Below are 15973 nucleotides of genomic sequence, written 5' to 3'. Positions count from 1 at the left end.
TTCCTTCTTCCTTCTTCCTTCTTCCTTCTTCCTTCTTCCTTCTTCCTTCTTCCTTCTTCCTTCTTCCTTCTTCCTGAGCAAACATGAATTATTTTACATCATTAATCGGACAAGAGCGATCAGTAGAATTGCTAACTCAAGCAGTCGAGCGAAACCGAATTGCTCCTGGTTATTTATTTGTCGGCTCTAACGGCATCGGCAAAAGTTTAGCTGCTCAGTGTTTCATCGAGCTTTTATTCTCAGCAAATATTCCCGAAACTCGACTAATAGCCTCCGTGCAAAATCGCGTGAAGCAGCGAAATCATCCAGACTTACTCTGGGTAGAACCAACTTACATGAACCAAGGCAAACGGCTTACGCCAAAGGAAGCAGAGGAAGCCGGTTTAAAGCGGAAAGCACCACCACAAATTCGCTTAGAACAAGTTCGAGAAATCGGTGATTTTCTCAGCAGACCGCCGCTAGAAGCTGCGCGTTCAGTCGTAGTGTTGGAACAAGCAGAAACAATGGGTGAGGGAGCAGCTAACGGCTTGTTGAAGACCTTGGAAGAACCGGGAAAAGCAGCGCTCATCTTAATTGCTCCAACAGTGGAACTTTTGCTGCCAACTTTGATTTCCCGTTGTCAAAAAGTCCAGTTTTCACGGCTGAATCCCGAAGCAATGGCACAAGTTTTGCAGCAAGCGGGATTCGCGGAGATATTGGATCATTCCGAGGTACTGGGGATGGCTCAGGGCAGTCCTGGGGAGGCAATTTCTATTTGGCAGCAACTGCAATCAATACCCGATGATTTGCTGCAAAAGGTGAAGCAGTTGCCTCAAAATCTGCGGTCTGCTTTGGAATTGGCTAAGGAAATTGATAAAACTTTAGATACTGAATCTCAGTTGTGGTTAATCGATTATTTACAGCACTGTTACTGGCAGCAATTTTTGGCAGGGCGAATTAGTCGATCGCCCTTAGAGCCCTTGGAAAAAGCGCGACAATATTTGCTAAACTACGTACAGCCGCGATTAGTTTGGGAATGCACACTAATGGGAATATGTCAAGCATAATTTATTGCCAAGTTTGAACCCAATACGATGAGTAACACGATGGAAAAAGCCACATTTGCCGCCGGTTGTTTTTGGGGAGTTGAACACAAGTTTCGCGCCGTTGGGGGTGTCGTCTCGACTGCTGCGGGCTACACGGGAGGCCACTGGCCGAACCCCTGCTACCTCGATGTTTGCGCCAGAGTCACCGGTCACGCTGAATCAGTGCTGGTAGAGTACGATCGATCGCAGGTGAGTTACGAAGCACTGCTAGATGTATTCTGGAACTGTCACGATCCTACCCAAATCAATCGCCAAGGCCCCGACAGAGGCGAACAGTACAGGTCGGTGATTTTTTATCACAATTCCGAACAAGAAAAAGCCGCTCGCGCATCCAAACAAAAATTGCAAATTTCCGGTAAATACGACAAAGATATTGCCACCGAAATCAAACCTGCTGGTGAATTTTATATGGCCGAGGATTACCACCAGCAATATATTGAGAAGAAGCGGCATTCGTCAAAAGTGATTAGTTAAAAAGTAGGCAGACGCGACCAAAAATAAAAAATATTAGGCGTGGGTAAGGCAATGATCTATACTAGCGGCTAGTTTATTATTAATGCAAAACCAGGCATCCTCCAAGTCATGTTTATTTCCACCTACTTAGTAATAAATCATTAGTGATGAGATAGTGTTTGGTATGGGCAATCCCCGCGTGGTAAGCCGATGCGATGGGGATGCGGTGCAAGTCTCAGCTTTGAAAATTGCTAAAAGAATATAGAGGCGGGGCGGGGAATGCCAGTCTGAAGAGGATTGATAGCGTTTTAAACAGGTTGTTACGCAAGTCATAATTTTATAAAAATGCTGTATTAGTTGGGCCCGTAAGACCCAAACAATTTTGCAATAAAGCCTAAATAAAGATAGGGCATTTCTGTTTTTATTTTCCTCAGTAATCCCAGTTTTTGCGTCCCGGAGGGAAGAATATCTTGTTTGGCAGTCTTGCTTGTTTATTTGCTAAGCTAGAGGTGGCGCTTTGTCATCAATAAACTTTAGATTTATGCACAGGTTATTAACTGGGAAACTGCGAATAGAGTATTTAACAATACCAATCGCTAATCTTCCAGCAAATCTATCCGGTACTAAAATTGTACAGCTTACGGACTTTCACTATGACGGGGTGCGGCTGTCGGAATGGTTGCTAGAAGAGGCAATTGCTGCGGCCAATGAAGCTGAACCAGACCTGATTTTTTTAACTGGTGACTTTATTACCTACGATCCCGCACCTATTTACGACTTAGTGCAGCGATTGAAAAACTTGCAAAGTCGAGTGGGAATTTACGCGGTTTTGGGCAATCACGACCACTATTGGCCGAGGGCAAAAACAGAGGTTGCTAATGCTTTAAATAGCGTCGGGATTCGGGTTTTGTACAACGAAGCAATCTATCCTTTGGGGTCAGAATTGGCTTTAGTTGGGCTGGCCGATTTTTGGTCGGGCGATTTTGCGCCTAAACCTGTAATGGCATCAATAAATCCCGCGATTTCTCGGATTGTCTTGTCTCACAATCCTGATACTGCTGAAAAGCTGCAAAATTGGCGGATTGATTTGCAGTTGTCTGGGCACACTCACGGCGGTCAAATCGTTATTCCCGGTATCGGGCCTTTGTACGCTTGGGTCCGAAAAATTGGCTATTTTATTCCTAAACGCATCCGAAAGTTCATTCCTTTGCTGTCGGGTTGCGATCGAGTAGTTACTCACTGGGAATGGGCTAGCGGTTTGCATCGGGTTGGGAGTAATTTGCTGTACGTGAATCGCGGTTTGGGAACTTATTCGCCGGGAAGGCTGTTTTGTCCCCCGGAGGTGACAGTAATTACTTTGGTTTCTCAAGATACGTAAAGGCTGGTTTAGGGTGCACACTTTCCCGATAATAGATAATATAGCCGAAGGAAGAAGGAAGAAGGAAGAAGGAAGAGGGAAGAAGGAAGAGGGAAGAAGGAAGAGGGAAGAAGGAAGAGGGAAGAAGTGAAAAGGATTTTTGTACAATGTCTATTATTTTTAATTTGCTTCTCCAAAGCGATAGCCTCTGCCGTAGACTGTGTGAATTAGGACAGATTCGCCCGCGGCTTCTATTTTGCGGCGCAGCAGGCGAATTTGAGCGGCTAATACATTGCTGCTGGGTTTTTCTGCTTCACTCCACAAATATTGGTGGATTTGTTCGTGTGTTAGCAATTGACCGGTATGGCGCATTAAGTATTCTAATAACTGGCATTCTTTTTCTGATAAGTCAATTGTACGATCGCCCCGATAAGCTAATTGATTGTCGTAGTCTAGCTGTAAATCTGCAACTTGCAGCCGCCCGACAGCAACCTCGGCATCAAAAGTAGGAGGCCGCCGCAGCAAGGCGCGGACTCTGGCTAGGAGTTCTCGCAGTTCAAAAGGTTTGACTAAATAGTCGTCTGCACCGGCGTCGAGTCCTTGTACGCGATCGTCTACGGTATCTTTGGCGGTGAGAAATAGCACTGGCGTATTCCGTCCTTGCGATCGCAACTTCTGGCAAATTGCCAGTCCGGTTTGTCTCGGCAGCATCCAATCCAAAATTAGCAAATCGTAATTACCCTGCATGGCTAAATTGCTGCCACTTGCTCCGTCAAATGCCACATCAACTGTATAACCTTCGCGGCTTAAAACTCGACTCAAAGGGTCAGTCAACTCAACTTCATCATCAACTAAAAGAATCCGCATCCTGATTTCAAATTTGAGATTTGAGATTTGAGGTTAAGTAAACTGATTTTTGCTAGATTTTAATGTGTGGAATACTTTCCGATTCGCTGCAAGCTGCTGCTACCCATTCCTGGATGGCAGGCAGTGCCAAAAGTGCATCAGCATAAGCTTTTGCTTCTGAATCTAATTTGACTTCGTAGGTGACAAAACGCATCACAACTGGGGCAAACATAGCGTCAACAACTGTGAATTTTCCGAACAGCATATCGCCGCCTGTCCCGAATTTTTGTCGGCATTCGCGCCAAATGGCAAAGATGCGATCGATCTCTGCTTCTACACCGGGAGTCCTCCCTTCTCCCGGATAGCGGTTGCGGCAGTCCATCGGCATATTTGCGCGCAAATTTAGGAAGCCTGCGTGCATTTCGGCACAGATGGAACGGGCGATCGCCCGTTCCGCTACATCGGCCGGCCACAAATCATTAGCAAAGCGTTCTGCAACGTATTCGCAAATTGCTAAAGATTCCCACACTTTCAGGTCGCCGTCGATTAAAACTGGTACTTTTCCCGATGGAGAATAGCGCCGAATTTCCTCATGGGTTGTAGGCCAGTCTAAGGGGATTCTGACCTCGGCAAATTCAAGTTTAGCTTGTTTCATCGCCAGCCAAGGACGCAGCGACCAAGAGGAATAATTTTTGTTGCCAATAACAAGTGTCAATTCGGTCATAGTTTAGCTGTCAGCTATTTGCGATCGTCCGTTAAAGTTTAAGTTTTAGAGTTGAATACACAAAGGCGTGACACACAATGGCTATCGCACGTTAGCGAAGCCCTCGAAGAGGATCGCCGCGTTGTCTGCACCAGCCTCTGCAAGAATTTTACATTAACAGCCTCCCAGCGTTCCGCGTTTTTCTGCAAACTTCGATCGGGGGGCGCGATCGAACACGCTTGATTCCACATGGAGCGAGAAGCCTCTGTCCCTGGGAACCCTGGCCTGGTTAGCGCTAGGTACAGCTACTGTATAGTCCATTTCCTCCCTCTCTACACCACCGCCTGAGAGGATTTCATCTACTGTAATCTTTTTCAGGGAATCCGGGTCTACACTGTGAAAATTTCCGTCAAATTCTTGATTGTTTTCCATACCGACCGCCCTTGAAAAACGTGACGAAATAAAAACTTACTAAATATAATATATACCCAAACAAACGATCTAGCAATACCCGAAATTTATGTTTCGCTATGAACTCTATGTGTTATTCTGAGTTTGGTAAAAGCTGTTTCTGCTTAGGCCGCGATCGCCCCCTTCTAAAATTTAGAAATTTACACTCTAAAAATTGACATGATTACTGTTGCACTTCCCAAAGGCGGACTGTTAGGAGATAGCATTCGGCTGTTTAAATCGGTTGGATTAGACTTCAGTGCTTTTCTCGATTCCTCTAACCGACAACTTCAAATTTATGACCCGACCGGCACTGCCAAAGCTTTGCTAGTAAGGACGCACGACGTGCCGGTTTATGTGGAATACGGTCAAGCGGATTTGGGGATTGCTGGCTATGATGTTTTGCGGGAAAAAAAGCCGAAAGTTGCCAATTTAATTGATTTAAAATTTGGCAAGTGTCGGCTGTCGGTGGCGGTGAAGGAATCTAGTTCTTATCGACGAACTGTGGATTTGCCTCCTCACGGTAGAGTTGCTTCTAAGTTCGTACACTGTGCAAGGGAATATTTTCACAATTTAAATTTGCCGGTGGAAATTGTGCCGCTTTACGGTTCTGTGGAATTGGGGCCGATTACGGGTATGTCGGAGGCCATTGTGGATTTGGTTTCGACTGGCAAAACTTTGCGGGAAAATGGTTTGGTGGAAATTGATGTTTTGTTTGAAAGTTCAGCTTATTTGATCGGTCATCCTCTGAGTTACCGTTTGAATGCGGGGGGGGTGAATGAGTTGATCGGGAAGTTGAGAGAGCAAGTTTTGACGGCTGTTTGATAGTCTACAATTAGAGTGCTTTGATTGGTTAGTAGATAAGTAGAGAAACGGCATTGCCCATTGGCATCAACTTAAGCTGTCAGTCGGCGCAGTCCTTCTGTCCGCCAGGGAATGAATTCCACGGGGCTTATAGCTAAAGTCCTCTCAAAGAGGACTGAAGAACTCATTAGTCCTATGCAAGAGGACTTTAGCTTTGAGGTTCTTGTTTCAACCCCTGCCGGACTATTAGTTGTACGTTAAGTTGACACTAAGGATCGCGAATTAAATAATTTACACAAGTTTGTGGGGAGTAGGGGATGGGCGTCCCGCCCGCCCTTTCTGGACGGGCGGGACGCCCATCCCACAAGAACCATCACGCATTGTAAGTTATTTAATTCTCATTCCTAAACGGCAATGTCGTGTCCTACTCCCTGCGCCGGACACTGCATTGCCGTGCCCCTACAGATGCTAGCCTACTTTTCAGAATTGGTATAGGTTGGTAGCCAGGACTTTAGTCATTATTGGCGGTAAAAAATAGGAGTGAAATCCTCAGTACGAACTGGTTCTATTTAGTTGATTTCTGAGCAGTTACTTACAGGTATAAAACCTAGTTTTTCCTGGCAGCGGTTGATATAAAAACTGACGACTGTATCAGCCGGGTTTTGTTCGATTAGTTGCTGAAAATATCCCAAGGCGGCGACAAATCTTTCGGATTGCCATCCTTGAATTCCTTTGTCAAATAAACCCTGGGTAAGCTGCTTTGCCTCAGAGTCGGGACAGGAGGCGCTCCAGATTTCGTAGATTTCAATAGCTTCCTGCTTGCCGCGCGGGGTTACTCGATCGATCCAGCGATAGTAATAATTGTTGCGGGGCAAATGGCTGTCAGCAGCAGTCGCCCCAGAAGCAGAAATCATACTCTCCTGTGTTTCCACTTCTAAGTCGCACTTTAATAATAGACTTTCTTTAGAGTTTGAGTTGAGACTTATGCCATTTAGAAATTCTCTCGCATGAACAATGGCATTTTCGCTAACAATAATTTGGCAGCCGTATATTTTAGTTAAATTTTCTAACCGAGAAGCTGTATTTACCACATCGCCGATGACTGTAGAGTCCATGCGGCGATCGGAACCTAAAGTGCCGATCATGCCGATACCTGTGTTAATTCCCGTACCAATATTGACGGGAGATTCTAAATTGTATTGGTGGCGACTGGCATTAAATTCTTGCAAGGTTTCTTGCATTGCTACTGCGGCTTCGATCGCATTCATCGCGTGAGAATTTTGCTGGTCAAATACTGCCATGATTGCATCGCCTAGGTATTTGTCAATAAACCCGCCGTGAGACGTGATGCACTCGTTCATTTTAGTAAAAAAAGCGTTCAACCATTCAAAAGTCTCGCGAGCTTGTTGAGATTCCGCGATCGCAGTAAACCCGCGAATGTCGCAAAATAAAACAGTCAGCTCTTCTTCTGTGACATTGCCCAACTGAATAGATTCTATTCCTTGCGGTGCAATTCGTCCCAGAAGTTGCTCTGGCACAAATAGCTGAAATTTTTCTGAAAGATATTCGTTGGCTTCCCAAGCTGCGGCGATTTGGCGTTTGCTTTGCTCTTTTACCTGCTGGTTGAATTGGGAAGATACAGCTTGCGCTCGCATTTGACTCAACTGCAAAATATTTTCAACTTTTGCCAGCAATAAACGACTGTTAAAAGGCTTTGTCAAATAATCATCGGCCATCATTTCTAACCCTTTGATGCGAGACATATCGTCATTGAGGGCAGTTAAAAAAATCACCGGTACCGTTTGCAAGGCCGTATCCTTCCGCAGGATCTCGCACACATCAAAACCGTCCATCTCCGGCATCATAATATCTAGTAAAATTAAATCGGGTCGAGAGGCGCGGGCAAGCGAGAGCGCTTCATGGCCAGATAGCGCTGATACTGTAGCGTATCCTTTGAGGTGCAATAACTCTTCCAGTAAAGTCAGATTAGCTGGCTCGTCATCAACCAACATGATGCAGGGCGACTTGTTTGACATGGAATATGATATAATATATCGAATTTAGCTCGGAAGTTGCGCGTGAGGAAGCTCGAAAACTGGTTGATTGGTATATTTCTCCTTACTAAACTCGATATTTTTCGTAGGAACAGGCTTTGGGAGGCAAGTGCGGGCAAGTCATCTAGATATTTATCTACTATTGAGTTTAACCTTTGTTGTTATCAATTATCATAAATTGCAGTGCTGGAACTGCAAATAATTATTGTTAGCCCAGAAAAGAACGGACAGTAGCGATCGTCAAATTCAAATCCAGTGGCTTGCTCAAATAAGCAGAAGCGCCAGCTTCCAAACATCGATCGCTGTCACCGGGCATCGCCATCGCCGTCACCGCAATCATCGGTACCGAATCCCAGACAGGATCTGCTTTAACTCGGCGCATCAACTCAAAGCCGTCAACATCCGGCAACTGAATGTCCATCAAAATCAAATGCGGCAGCAACTCCGGGGCTGCTGAGGCGGCGAGAATACGATCGGCCATCGCCTTCCCATCCGCGAGTATCTCTACCCCGTACCCCTCCAATTCCATCACCTCAGAAATTAACATTTGGTTAAAAGGCTGGTCTTCGACAACCAAAATCCGCTTCCTGCCAATTGGTAAAGCAATCGCAGAAGCAGGCACTAACTTGGTATCCAAAGCACAAGAAGCAAAGTTTCCCAACTGTTGACGCATCTCCGTCAAAGGCAGCCAAACGCGGAAAAGACTTCCCCGATCGCAAACAGATTGAAAAGAAACTGTTCCCCCGTGCAATTCTGCCAGACGCTTAGTCAAAGCCAAACCCAAACCTGTACCTTCGTGCCGCCGAGTCAGGGAAGAATCCACCTGTTGAAAAGGTCGAAATAGCAAGTGCCAGCGGTCTTGAGGAATGCCGATGCCGGAGTCTTTCACCTCAAAACAAAAATAAGGAGTGCTGGCATTTACAGGAGAACAATCCGGTCGGTAGTCGCCGTCTATTTCACTGCCGTAGGCCAGACGCCCGCTGAGTTTAACTTGTCCCTGTTCGGGGGTAAATTTGATGGCATTGGAAAGTAAATTAATCACAATTTGTCGCACTCGCCTTTCGTCGAGGAAAACTTTAGTAATACGGTAGTCGAGTTCTAAAGACAAACCGATTCGCTTTTTGTCTGCCCGTGGCTGCATCATTTTCATACAGTCTGTGGCGAGTTCTTGAACGCGAACCGGCTGTAAGTTTAGTTCTACTTTCCCCGCTTCAATTTTAGAAAGATCGAGAATATCGTTGATTAGCTGCAACAAGTGCTGGCCGCTTTTTTCGATCAGTTCTACATAGTTGATTTGTCGATCGCTCAACTGTCCGGCAGTTTGTCGCAGCAGCAAGTCAGAAAAGCCGAGAATGCTGTTGAGAGGCGTCCGCAATTCGTGGGACATTGAGGCTAAAAACTCAGATTTCAACTGAGAAGAATACTCTAATTCTTCGTTAACTTGGCGCAGGTTCTCTTGTGTTTGAGCCCGCTCGATCGCCGCCCCCAGAGTCCGGCAAGCAGCCTCCAGCACTTCTTGGTGGACGGCGGCTTGCAGTTTTTTGATGTTGCGGGACTCCAGCGTCAGCACTCCGATGATCGTGCCGTTGGTAGCTGCGATCGGAAAAATACCCAGTTGTCCGATTCCCGGATGCCGAAATTCCGGCACGGCATTGGGATGTTGGCCATAATCCTCGACAAGCAAAGGTTTACCAGTTTTCACCACTTCCCACAGCAAACCGATGCCGTAGGGAATGCCTTGGTCGAGCAATTCTTGCATTCCTGCGACTACTGGTTCCCCGTAAGTAGCCAAAAATTGACTAGAAACTTGGTTGCAAATCCCCGACGCTTGGCGATCGTTTCCCTTGCCGTTAATTACCTTGACATCTCCGAAAGCTGCATTCATTGCCTCTACTAAATAGGTGAGGGCAAACTGACCTATTTCTTGCAAACTGTCAGATTTTTGCAGGCGTTCGGTTAAACCTAAAAGAAAGCTCAGACGCCTGACTTCTGCGTTCAAGCTAGCTTGGGAGTTTCGGTATACCGTAACGTCTCTAAAGGTAAACAGCCGTCCGCCGCTGTTGGTAATCGTGGCGCACACCTCCAAACAAACCGCATTGGATTGCTCGAAATAAAATGATAAACTTTCATTCTGAGATTTTTCGAGTGCTTGCTGAAACTCTTGCCACTGCTGAAGGGACAAGTAACCCCGATCGACAATTTCCGCAAACAGCAAGTGGCACTTCGGTTTTGTTTCCAGCCATTCTGGGGACAGTTGCCAGATTCCGGCCAATTTTTTGTTAAACAAAACTAAGCACTCAGACGAGTCGAACAGAGCGATCGCATTGTCTACTTGATTGAGAATCAGTTCTTGGTCTGCCCTCAACTGGTGCAAGTCTCTCTCCATTTTCTCTGTGTGTGTAGTTCTTAGTTTTGTTGTCATAACTTTCTACGGATATGGCAAGAGTTCTTTGATAACTCTTTACTTAATGTTACATAATTTTACGTTTTTGGGCAGTGAGGGCGATCGATCTGCCTTGTGATCTGAGACACTTGCTGGTTTCCGAGGGCGATCGGAGCTACCTTTAAACTGCATCGGCTACACTGCTTAATCATCAGGTAATAAGGAGGGTAATAATTATAACAGAAAGAGAATCTTTTAATAATAATGCTGTCGAACTTGATGGCATCTGACTTGAAACTCTTGTGTCCAACCCTGTGCTAAATTTACCCATAAAAAAAACTAATTTGGGTGATAATAAAATATCATATCTCAAAATGCAATAACGACCTTACCCTTAAATTGTATTAGCAATAACTTGGTTATTTCGATTAACTGGTCAAGCAAATGTTGCGTTCAATAAAAGACGGGTAAGGTGCGCTTTAAGCACGCGAACGAAGTGATATCATTTGGGAGCATCTCAGTTTTGTAAAAAGCATTTTTTTTATTGTAGTGCGAGCGTCCCCGCTCGCGTATTGTACAATACGCGAGCGGGGACGCTCGCACTGTAAATGCAAAACTGAGATGCTCCCTATCATTTTTGGTGGCATCGGTATTGTTCAAATGTCCAAACAGTCAGTTGTCATATCGTTTCCGATGCTATAGCAATCCTAAATGATTCAGATAAATTTGTAGGGGTAGTGCTACCCCTACTCCCCGTGCCTACCCCCTATCTATCGGGCAACCACGGGGAGTAGGGGTCGGATTGCCCCTACAATAATTATGCAAATGATTTAGGATTGCTATACCGGAAACGATATGAGCGATCGCGCCGAAGTCTAAAATCTAAAATGGTATGAGTTATGACGATCGCACTTATGAGTAAGGTGTGCAGTGCACACCCTACAAATGTGAGTTAGAACCCAAGTCTGGTTAATGTTTCTTAGGATTTTTCGGAAAAGGAATGCCCAAACTTTCGTGAAAAACAACCTGAGTTTTATAAGTCAAGCGCCGGTTAACTTGTTTGATGATTTTTTCCAAAAGCGCATCGCCGGTTTTTTCAATTAAAGGTTGAGACATCGATCGAATAAACTTGGGAAAGCAAACCCCCACAGCCAAATCCAGCTTCCAGGTAGTAATGGTAATCACAGGCGGCAGCTTAGCACGTTCCGAGCTCGGCCAATCGGCGGCAAACTCCTGAGACGGTATCTCCCCTAGCTTCATTGCCGATCGAAAATCCACTTCATACCCAGGCGAGGTATAATTCGGAACCGGAATAGTCTTAATCAAATAACAGCCTTCAGCATCCGGCGGCAGCAACTCTAAACCAATTCTCGCTTCAACACGGTAGCCAAAAGCCCCAAAACGCCCGATTAATAAATCATAGCCGTTTTCGCCGATCGGCTCGGCCTTCATCGGCGAAGCGCAATGGCAAAACCAACTCTTGTGGTTGTTCAAATGCTTCGCCACCGTCTCCGCATCGGCGTACATCTCCATGCTGTCTTCAAAATGCGTGTGAAACCAAATCGGCTCAACTTCCTCTGGTGCATCCGCGCTTCCACTTTCGGGCTGTTGGACACTCGCATCTGGGTAGTAATTTTCGTCAGAAGCTTCAAAAGTTTGATATTCAGCGGAATCTTGCTTCATTCTATACTCTCCTGTAATACGCACCGGTCGGGTTGGGGATGTGTTAAGGGAGTTTCCTCCCTACAATTGAGAAATTGATAGCAACAAAACTTACCCTAGTTCAGCATAACTCGACATATGAAAGCATTTGTAGCAGGAGCCACAGGTCAGACTGGCCGCCGCATCGTCGCAGAATTGGTCAAGCGAGGTATTCCCGTGCGCGCTTTAGTCCGAAATCTAGAGACAGCTAGGCAAATTTTACCACCGGAGGTAGAGTTAGTGACTGGGGATGTATTAAATGCGACTTCTCTGGGCGATGCCATCGGCGATAGTACGGTATTGCTGTGCGCGACAGGGGCGGCCCCTGGTTTTGACCCGACAGCGCCTTACAAGGTGGATTTTGAAGGTACTAAAAATTTGGTGGATGCAGCTAAGGCTAAGGGCATTGAGCATTTTGTGCTCGTGACTTCTCTGTGCGTTTCTCAGTTTTTTCACCCGCTGAATTTGTTTTGGCTGATTTTGGTTTGGAAAAAGCAAGCCGAGGAGTATTTGCAAAAAAGCGGCTTGACTTATACGATCGTCCGTCCCGGCGGTCTCAAAAATGAGGATAATTCAGATGCGATCGTCATGACTGGTGCCGACAAAATGTTTGAAAGCAGCATTCCCCGCACCAAGGTAGCCCAAGTGTGCGTGGAGGCGCTGTTTCAGCCGACTTCTCGCAACAAGGTTGTGGAAATTGTGGCGAAGTCGGAGGCTCCGCAAAAGAGTTTTGAGGAGTTGTTTGCCAGTGTGATTTGATTGAATTAGTCTCGCTTGGGTTCGGTGCCTCAGACCAAAAACACTTTGATTTTGGTCTGAGATGTTGCACCATTGTCAATAACAGGCAAGATGCCTGTTCCACAAAAAGTGCATTTTCTTGTGGGGCGGGCATCCTGCCGGCCCAAAAAAGGCTTATCCTGCCGGCCCAAAAAAGGCTGATCGAGAATGGTGCAAGATGTGATTTGGGTCAAAGATTTGGGCTGACGCACCCTACAACAATTTTCCGATCGCCAAATCTGGCAAAATCTTAATAGTTTTACCATTCGCCCTTAAAATTTCGTTCTCGCAGCATGAAAACTCTCAAGTGGCCAGCTTGGTTCCCCTATCCGATTTCGTGGTTAAGGGCATTTGCTCTCGCTCAGAGTTTTAGTTTTGTCCTTCGCAGGGGCATTCCTTTTGTCAGCGACGATATCGGCTTTCTGACTCTACTGCTGGCGGCTTGGCTGATTCAGTTCCCTTTGTTTTTTGTTTGTCACTTGTTCGCCGTCAAAATCTTAAATCCCTTACTAATTATGCTGCCGGGCCGCTTTCGCGTGGCGCGCAAGTTCAAGCGCCGGCCTACGGGTATTCGATCGCACTTGCGAGAAGGCTTGAATGCTGTTGTAGTGATTTTTTTTGCCTTTAATCTGTCGCTGTTGGTGCAACTTGCGATTTTTTATTGGCCAGCGCGATCGATCGATCCGGCTCAGTTACTAACAGGAATATCTACTCTGACAAATGTTGCCATAGCCGGTGAATTAGATTTCTGGATGATTAAATTGGCGGGGGTTTTATCGAGTCTAACGCTGGTAGCCGCGCCGCTATATCAATACGATTTTCGGGTGCGCCGGATGCGGGCGGCTCGAAAATTAGCCGAAATTTCGGAAATGGAAATGACTTTGCTGGAAGCTGAGAAATTCGGCCGTCGCAAAAGAGGTTTGCTGAGGCGAGCAGAAATTCAAATCCTCGGATTTATACTTTTAATCGGCGCTGTGATTGGCGGCGGTGTTTTTTTGGTTGCTAATTTGCGGGGAAATCAGCAGTTATCGCAGTCGGTAAGCGGGCGGGGAAAATTCCCGCCGCTGGCTATTAAAACGGGCGATCCTTATATTCGGGCGCTGATGCGTACTATTTCTGCTAGCGAGTCGAATGTTTCTCGGCCTTATCACGTTGTTTACGGTGGCAAATACATATTAGATTTGAGCCGCCATCCTGACTGGTGTGTGAGGATTGTTAATGGCCCGAATCGGGGCAAGTGTACTACGGCAGCGGGCAGGTATCAATTTCTGACTTCGACTTGGAAGGAGAAGGCTAAGCGCTATCAGGCGCGTCGTGCTAATTTTTTATTCTGGGAAGATTACAGTTTTGAACCAGAAGATCAGGATGCTGTGGTTTATGCTTGGTTGAGCGATCTCAAGTTTTGGAAAGCTGATATTTCTGAGATGTTGCGGCAGGAAAGATTAACTGACGTGTTGCGGATGCTTTCGGGAACTTGGACGAGTTTGGGATATGGAATTGAGACCAATTCTATGAGTTCTCGTTTGCCGAAAGTCTATCGGGAAATGCTGCGGGAAGAATTGGAAAATGCTGGTTCTTAGGTTAAATTAACACAAAGAAGGGTAGGGACACTGCAGTGTCCATTGGTGTCAACTTAACGTTAAACAGTCCGACAGTCCGACAGGGGTTTCAACCCCTGGCGGACTGACGGGTAGGCGGGAATATTGATGGACTAAAAGCTTAAGTTGACACCTATGGGCCAAGCCCTGTCCTACAGATATCCGGTGCAATCCACCATATTTGATATAATTACTTCAATTTTGGTAAAAAGGCTGTTAAACATTTGTACAATTCTAATCCCGACCCTGCTTGCAGCGGATAAAACCTGTCGAAATTAATGTGGTTTCCAGGTGCTAATTTCCACTCGATTTTCTGTGATGTTTTTGGGGAAATTTCGCTCGCTACCGTGATGTTAATAATGTTGTTGTGCTGGGGGATGCCCCGGAAGCAGTAACTTTTGCCCGCGCGTTTGTCTGAATCGCTGCCGGTGATTTATCTGTCTTGTTTGCGAAATTGGATTTATCTGAAAGGTCGATCGAGCGCAAAGGAGTCTCGGTAGCGGTAGTCTCCGTCGCGCAAGCTTTCGACAGTCGGCCTGATTTGACTTATAACTGTTGCTGCACTAAGAGTTAGCATCATTGATCCGCGTTCCTCCTGTGAAATCGGTGATTTTGGTTGCGGGTGTCTGTGTCGCTGTGGGCGATCGGCTGAAACAAACGCCGGCCGTGTAACAAATTAATAAAAGCCGTTAAGCAGTTTAAGTTGATCCCTAGCAATCGTGAATAATTATTTCAGGGTTTCCTCTCGGTTATTTATCTGAGTAATAATAGAAACATACAGCAACCCGTGAGAAATTTTACGGGCGCATATTTAGGGATTAATTGACAATACTGCGAGGATACTGCTATGTTTTGCGTGACGCCAGAAACCGGAAATTCCCAACGGCGAGGCTCTTTCACCTCTGCGTCTAAAAGTACCCCTATTCTGCGAGCGCGAGTTTACAAAGATGAGGCTCTGGTGTCGGCCGCGCTAGCGGGACTGCCAGCTCTTTTGGCATCCCTCGAAAGCTTTCGCGAGCAGTAGAACTTGGCATTTTCTCTTGCTATATTTGGCGCGTGGATGTTTGTGATAGCGCCTGCCAACCGAGTAGGGGCTGTTTTGATTGCACCTAAAATTCTCCTCGATTTGAGTAGAGTTTTGCTGTGCTGAACTATTGCAGGACTAAGAAACCTGGTTGTTTATACAAAAACCTTTTTACAGCCCTTTGTTATGGTATGAAAAATGGTATAAAAACCAGGTTTCTTGGTATCTGTCCGTAAGTCTTGTGTTAACAAAATTTATTTGTCAGTGTCATCCGGTGCGATCGATGCCTCTACCTCTTGGGAAGAACGGCTTAACATAGAGTCGTGCAGGTGTTCGCTGTGCTGCCTTTCTTGAGCCATTAATTCTCTGGCTTTTTCTTCAGCAATTCCCTCCCCATGTGTTTCTAGCTCGTGGGAGGAACGATTGAGCATAGATTCGTGCAAGTGTTCGCTATGCTGCCTTTCTCGTGCAATTAGTTGTCTAGCTTTTTCTTCGGCGTTCATGGGAGTCTCTCCAAGTGTTTGTGAGAACTGATTCTTATATTAAGATGCCACAATTCGAGGGTAAATGTAGCAAGATTAACATAAAATTTTACAAATAATTGTAGAAAAAAATGTAGAAAAAAAATTGAGTTTACTGGCGGTGGGTATCGGGATCGGTGGCAGGGTAAGAGCATCTCAATTAGGCTTGACACAAGGACTCAGAAGAATCTAATGTAGGGTCAAGAAAACAAGAAAA

At 45.9% G+C, this 15973-nt stretch carries 13 protein-coding genes; 6 read left to right on the top strand and 7 right to left on the bottom strand.

Going from position 1 to position 15973, the window contains the following annotated elements; all coding sequences use genetic code 11:
* The first annotated feature begins 83 nt into the window (after window positions 1-83).
* From QT992_RS31055 to QT992_RS31045, 3 genes are all read left to right on the top strand, one after another.
* Window positions 84-1046 carry a DNA polymerase III subunit delta' gene (locus tag QT992_RS31055; protein ID WP_333378526.1) on the top strand — a complete coding sequence of 321 codons (963 nt, stop codon included), beginning with the start codon at window positions 84-86 and terminating at the stop codon, window positions 1044-1046.
* Between the two features lie 39 nt (window positions 1047-1085).
* Window positions 1086-1559, top strand: coding sequence for a peptide-methionine (S)-S-oxide reductase MsrA (msrA, locus tag QT992_RS31050; RefSeq protein WP_333378523.1), 474 nt, complete (start codon window positions 1086-1088; stop codon window positions 1557-1559).
* A gap of 520 nt (window positions 1560-2079) precedes the next feature.
* Complete coding sequence (locus tag QT992_RS31045; protein ID WP_333378520.1) at window positions 2080-2916, top strand: metallophosphoesterase; 837 nt, start codon at window positions 2080-2082, stop codon at window positions 2914-2916.
* A gap of 159 nt (window positions 2917-3075) precedes the next feature.
* On the opposite strand, the gene rppA is transcribed toward QT992_RS31045, so the two are convergent.
* The 3 genes from rppA to QT992_RS31030 all read right to left on the bottom strand — a co-directional run bounded on the left by rppA (window position 3076) and on the right by QT992_RS31030 (window position 4876).
* Window positions 3076-3762 carry a two-component system response regulator RppA gene (gene rppA, locus QT992_RS31040; protein ID WP_333378517.1) on the bottom strand — a complete coding sequence of 229 codons (687 nt, stop codon included), beginning with the start codon at window positions 3760-3762 and terminating at the stop codon, window positions 3076-3078.
* Window positions 3763-3814: 52 nt separating this feature from the next.
* Window positions 3815-4465 carry a glutathione S-transferase family protein gene (locus QT992_RS31035; RefSeq protein ID WP_333378513.1) on the bottom strand — a complete coding sequence of 217 codons (651 nt, stop codon included), beginning with the start codon at window positions 4463-4465 and terminating at the stop codon, window positions 3815-3817.
* 153 nt (window positions 4466-4618) lie between these two features.
* Window positions 4619-4876, bottom strand: coding sequence for a hypothetical protein (locus QT992_RS31030; RefSeq protein WP_333378510.1), 258 nt, complete (start codon window positions 4874-4876; stop codon window positions 4619-4621).
* Between the two features lie 198 nt (window positions 4877-5074).
* Between QT992_RS31030 and hisG the strand changes: the two genes are divergently transcribed.
* Complete coding sequence (gene hisG / locus QT992_RS31025) at window positions 5075-5719, top strand: ATP phosphoribosyltransferase (RefSeq protein ID WP_015174599.1); 645 nt, start codon at window positions 5075-5077, stop codon at window positions 5717-5719.
* Window positions 5720-6267: 548 nt separating this feature from the next.
* Here the strand turns inward: hisG and QT992_RS31020 are convergent.
* From QT992_RS31020 to QT992_RS31010, 3 genes are all read right to left on the bottom strand, one after another.
* Window positions 6268-7734 carry a response regulator gene (locus QT992_RS31020; RefSeq protein WP_333342995.1) on the bottom strand — a complete coding sequence of 489 codons (1467 nt, stop codon included), beginning with the start codon at window positions 7732-7734 and terminating at the stop codon, window positions 6268-6270.
* A gap of 226 nt (window positions 7735-7960) precedes the next feature.
* The gene (locus tag QT992_RS31015; protein WP_333319387.1) at window positions 7961-10174 is read right to left on the bottom strand and encodes an ATP-binding protein; all 2214 of its coding nucleotides are present in this window, start codon (window positions 10172-10174) and stop codon (window positions 7961-7963) included.
* 930 nt (window positions 10175-11104) lie between these two features.
* Window positions 11105-11818 carry a DUF1997 domain-containing protein gene (locus QT992_RS31010; RefSeq protein WP_333319103.1) on the bottom strand — a complete coding sequence of 238 codons (714 nt, stop codon included), beginning with the start codon at window positions 11816-11818 and terminating at the stop codon, window positions 11105-11107.
* Window positions 11819-11935: 117 nt separating this feature from the next.
* Between QT992_RS31010 and QT992_RS31005 the strand changes: the two genes are divergently transcribed.
* On the top strand, window positions 11936-12595 hold the full coding sequence (locus QT992_RS31005) for an NAD(P)H-binding protein (protein WP_333319101.1): 660 nt from the start codon (window positions 11936-11938) through the stop codon (window positions 12593-12595).
* A 311-nt stretch (window positions 12596-12906) separates the two neighbouring features.
* Window positions 12907-14193, top strand: coding sequence for a glycoside hydrolase family protein (locus tag QT992_RS31000; protein ID WP_333378507.1), 1287 nt, complete (start codon window positions 12907-12909; stop codon window positions 14191-14193).
* Window positions 14194-15489: 1296 nt separating this feature from the next.
* On the opposite strand, the gene QT992_RS30995 is transcribed toward QT992_RS31000, so the two are convergent.
* Window positions 15490-15738, bottom strand: a complete 249-nt coding sequence (locus QT992_RS30995) for a hypothetical protein (RefSeq protein ID WP_333108562.1) — start codon at window positions 15736-15738, stop codon at window positions 15490-15492.
* Window positions 15739-15973 lie beyond the last annotated feature (235 nt).

Source organism: Microcoleus sp. T3_D1, from assembly GCF_036700405.1.
GTDB lineage: Bacteria > Cyanobacteriota > Cyanobacteriia > Cyanobacteriales > Microcoleaceae > Microcoleus.
This window is presented reverse-complemented; position numbering and strand designations above follow the sequence as displayed.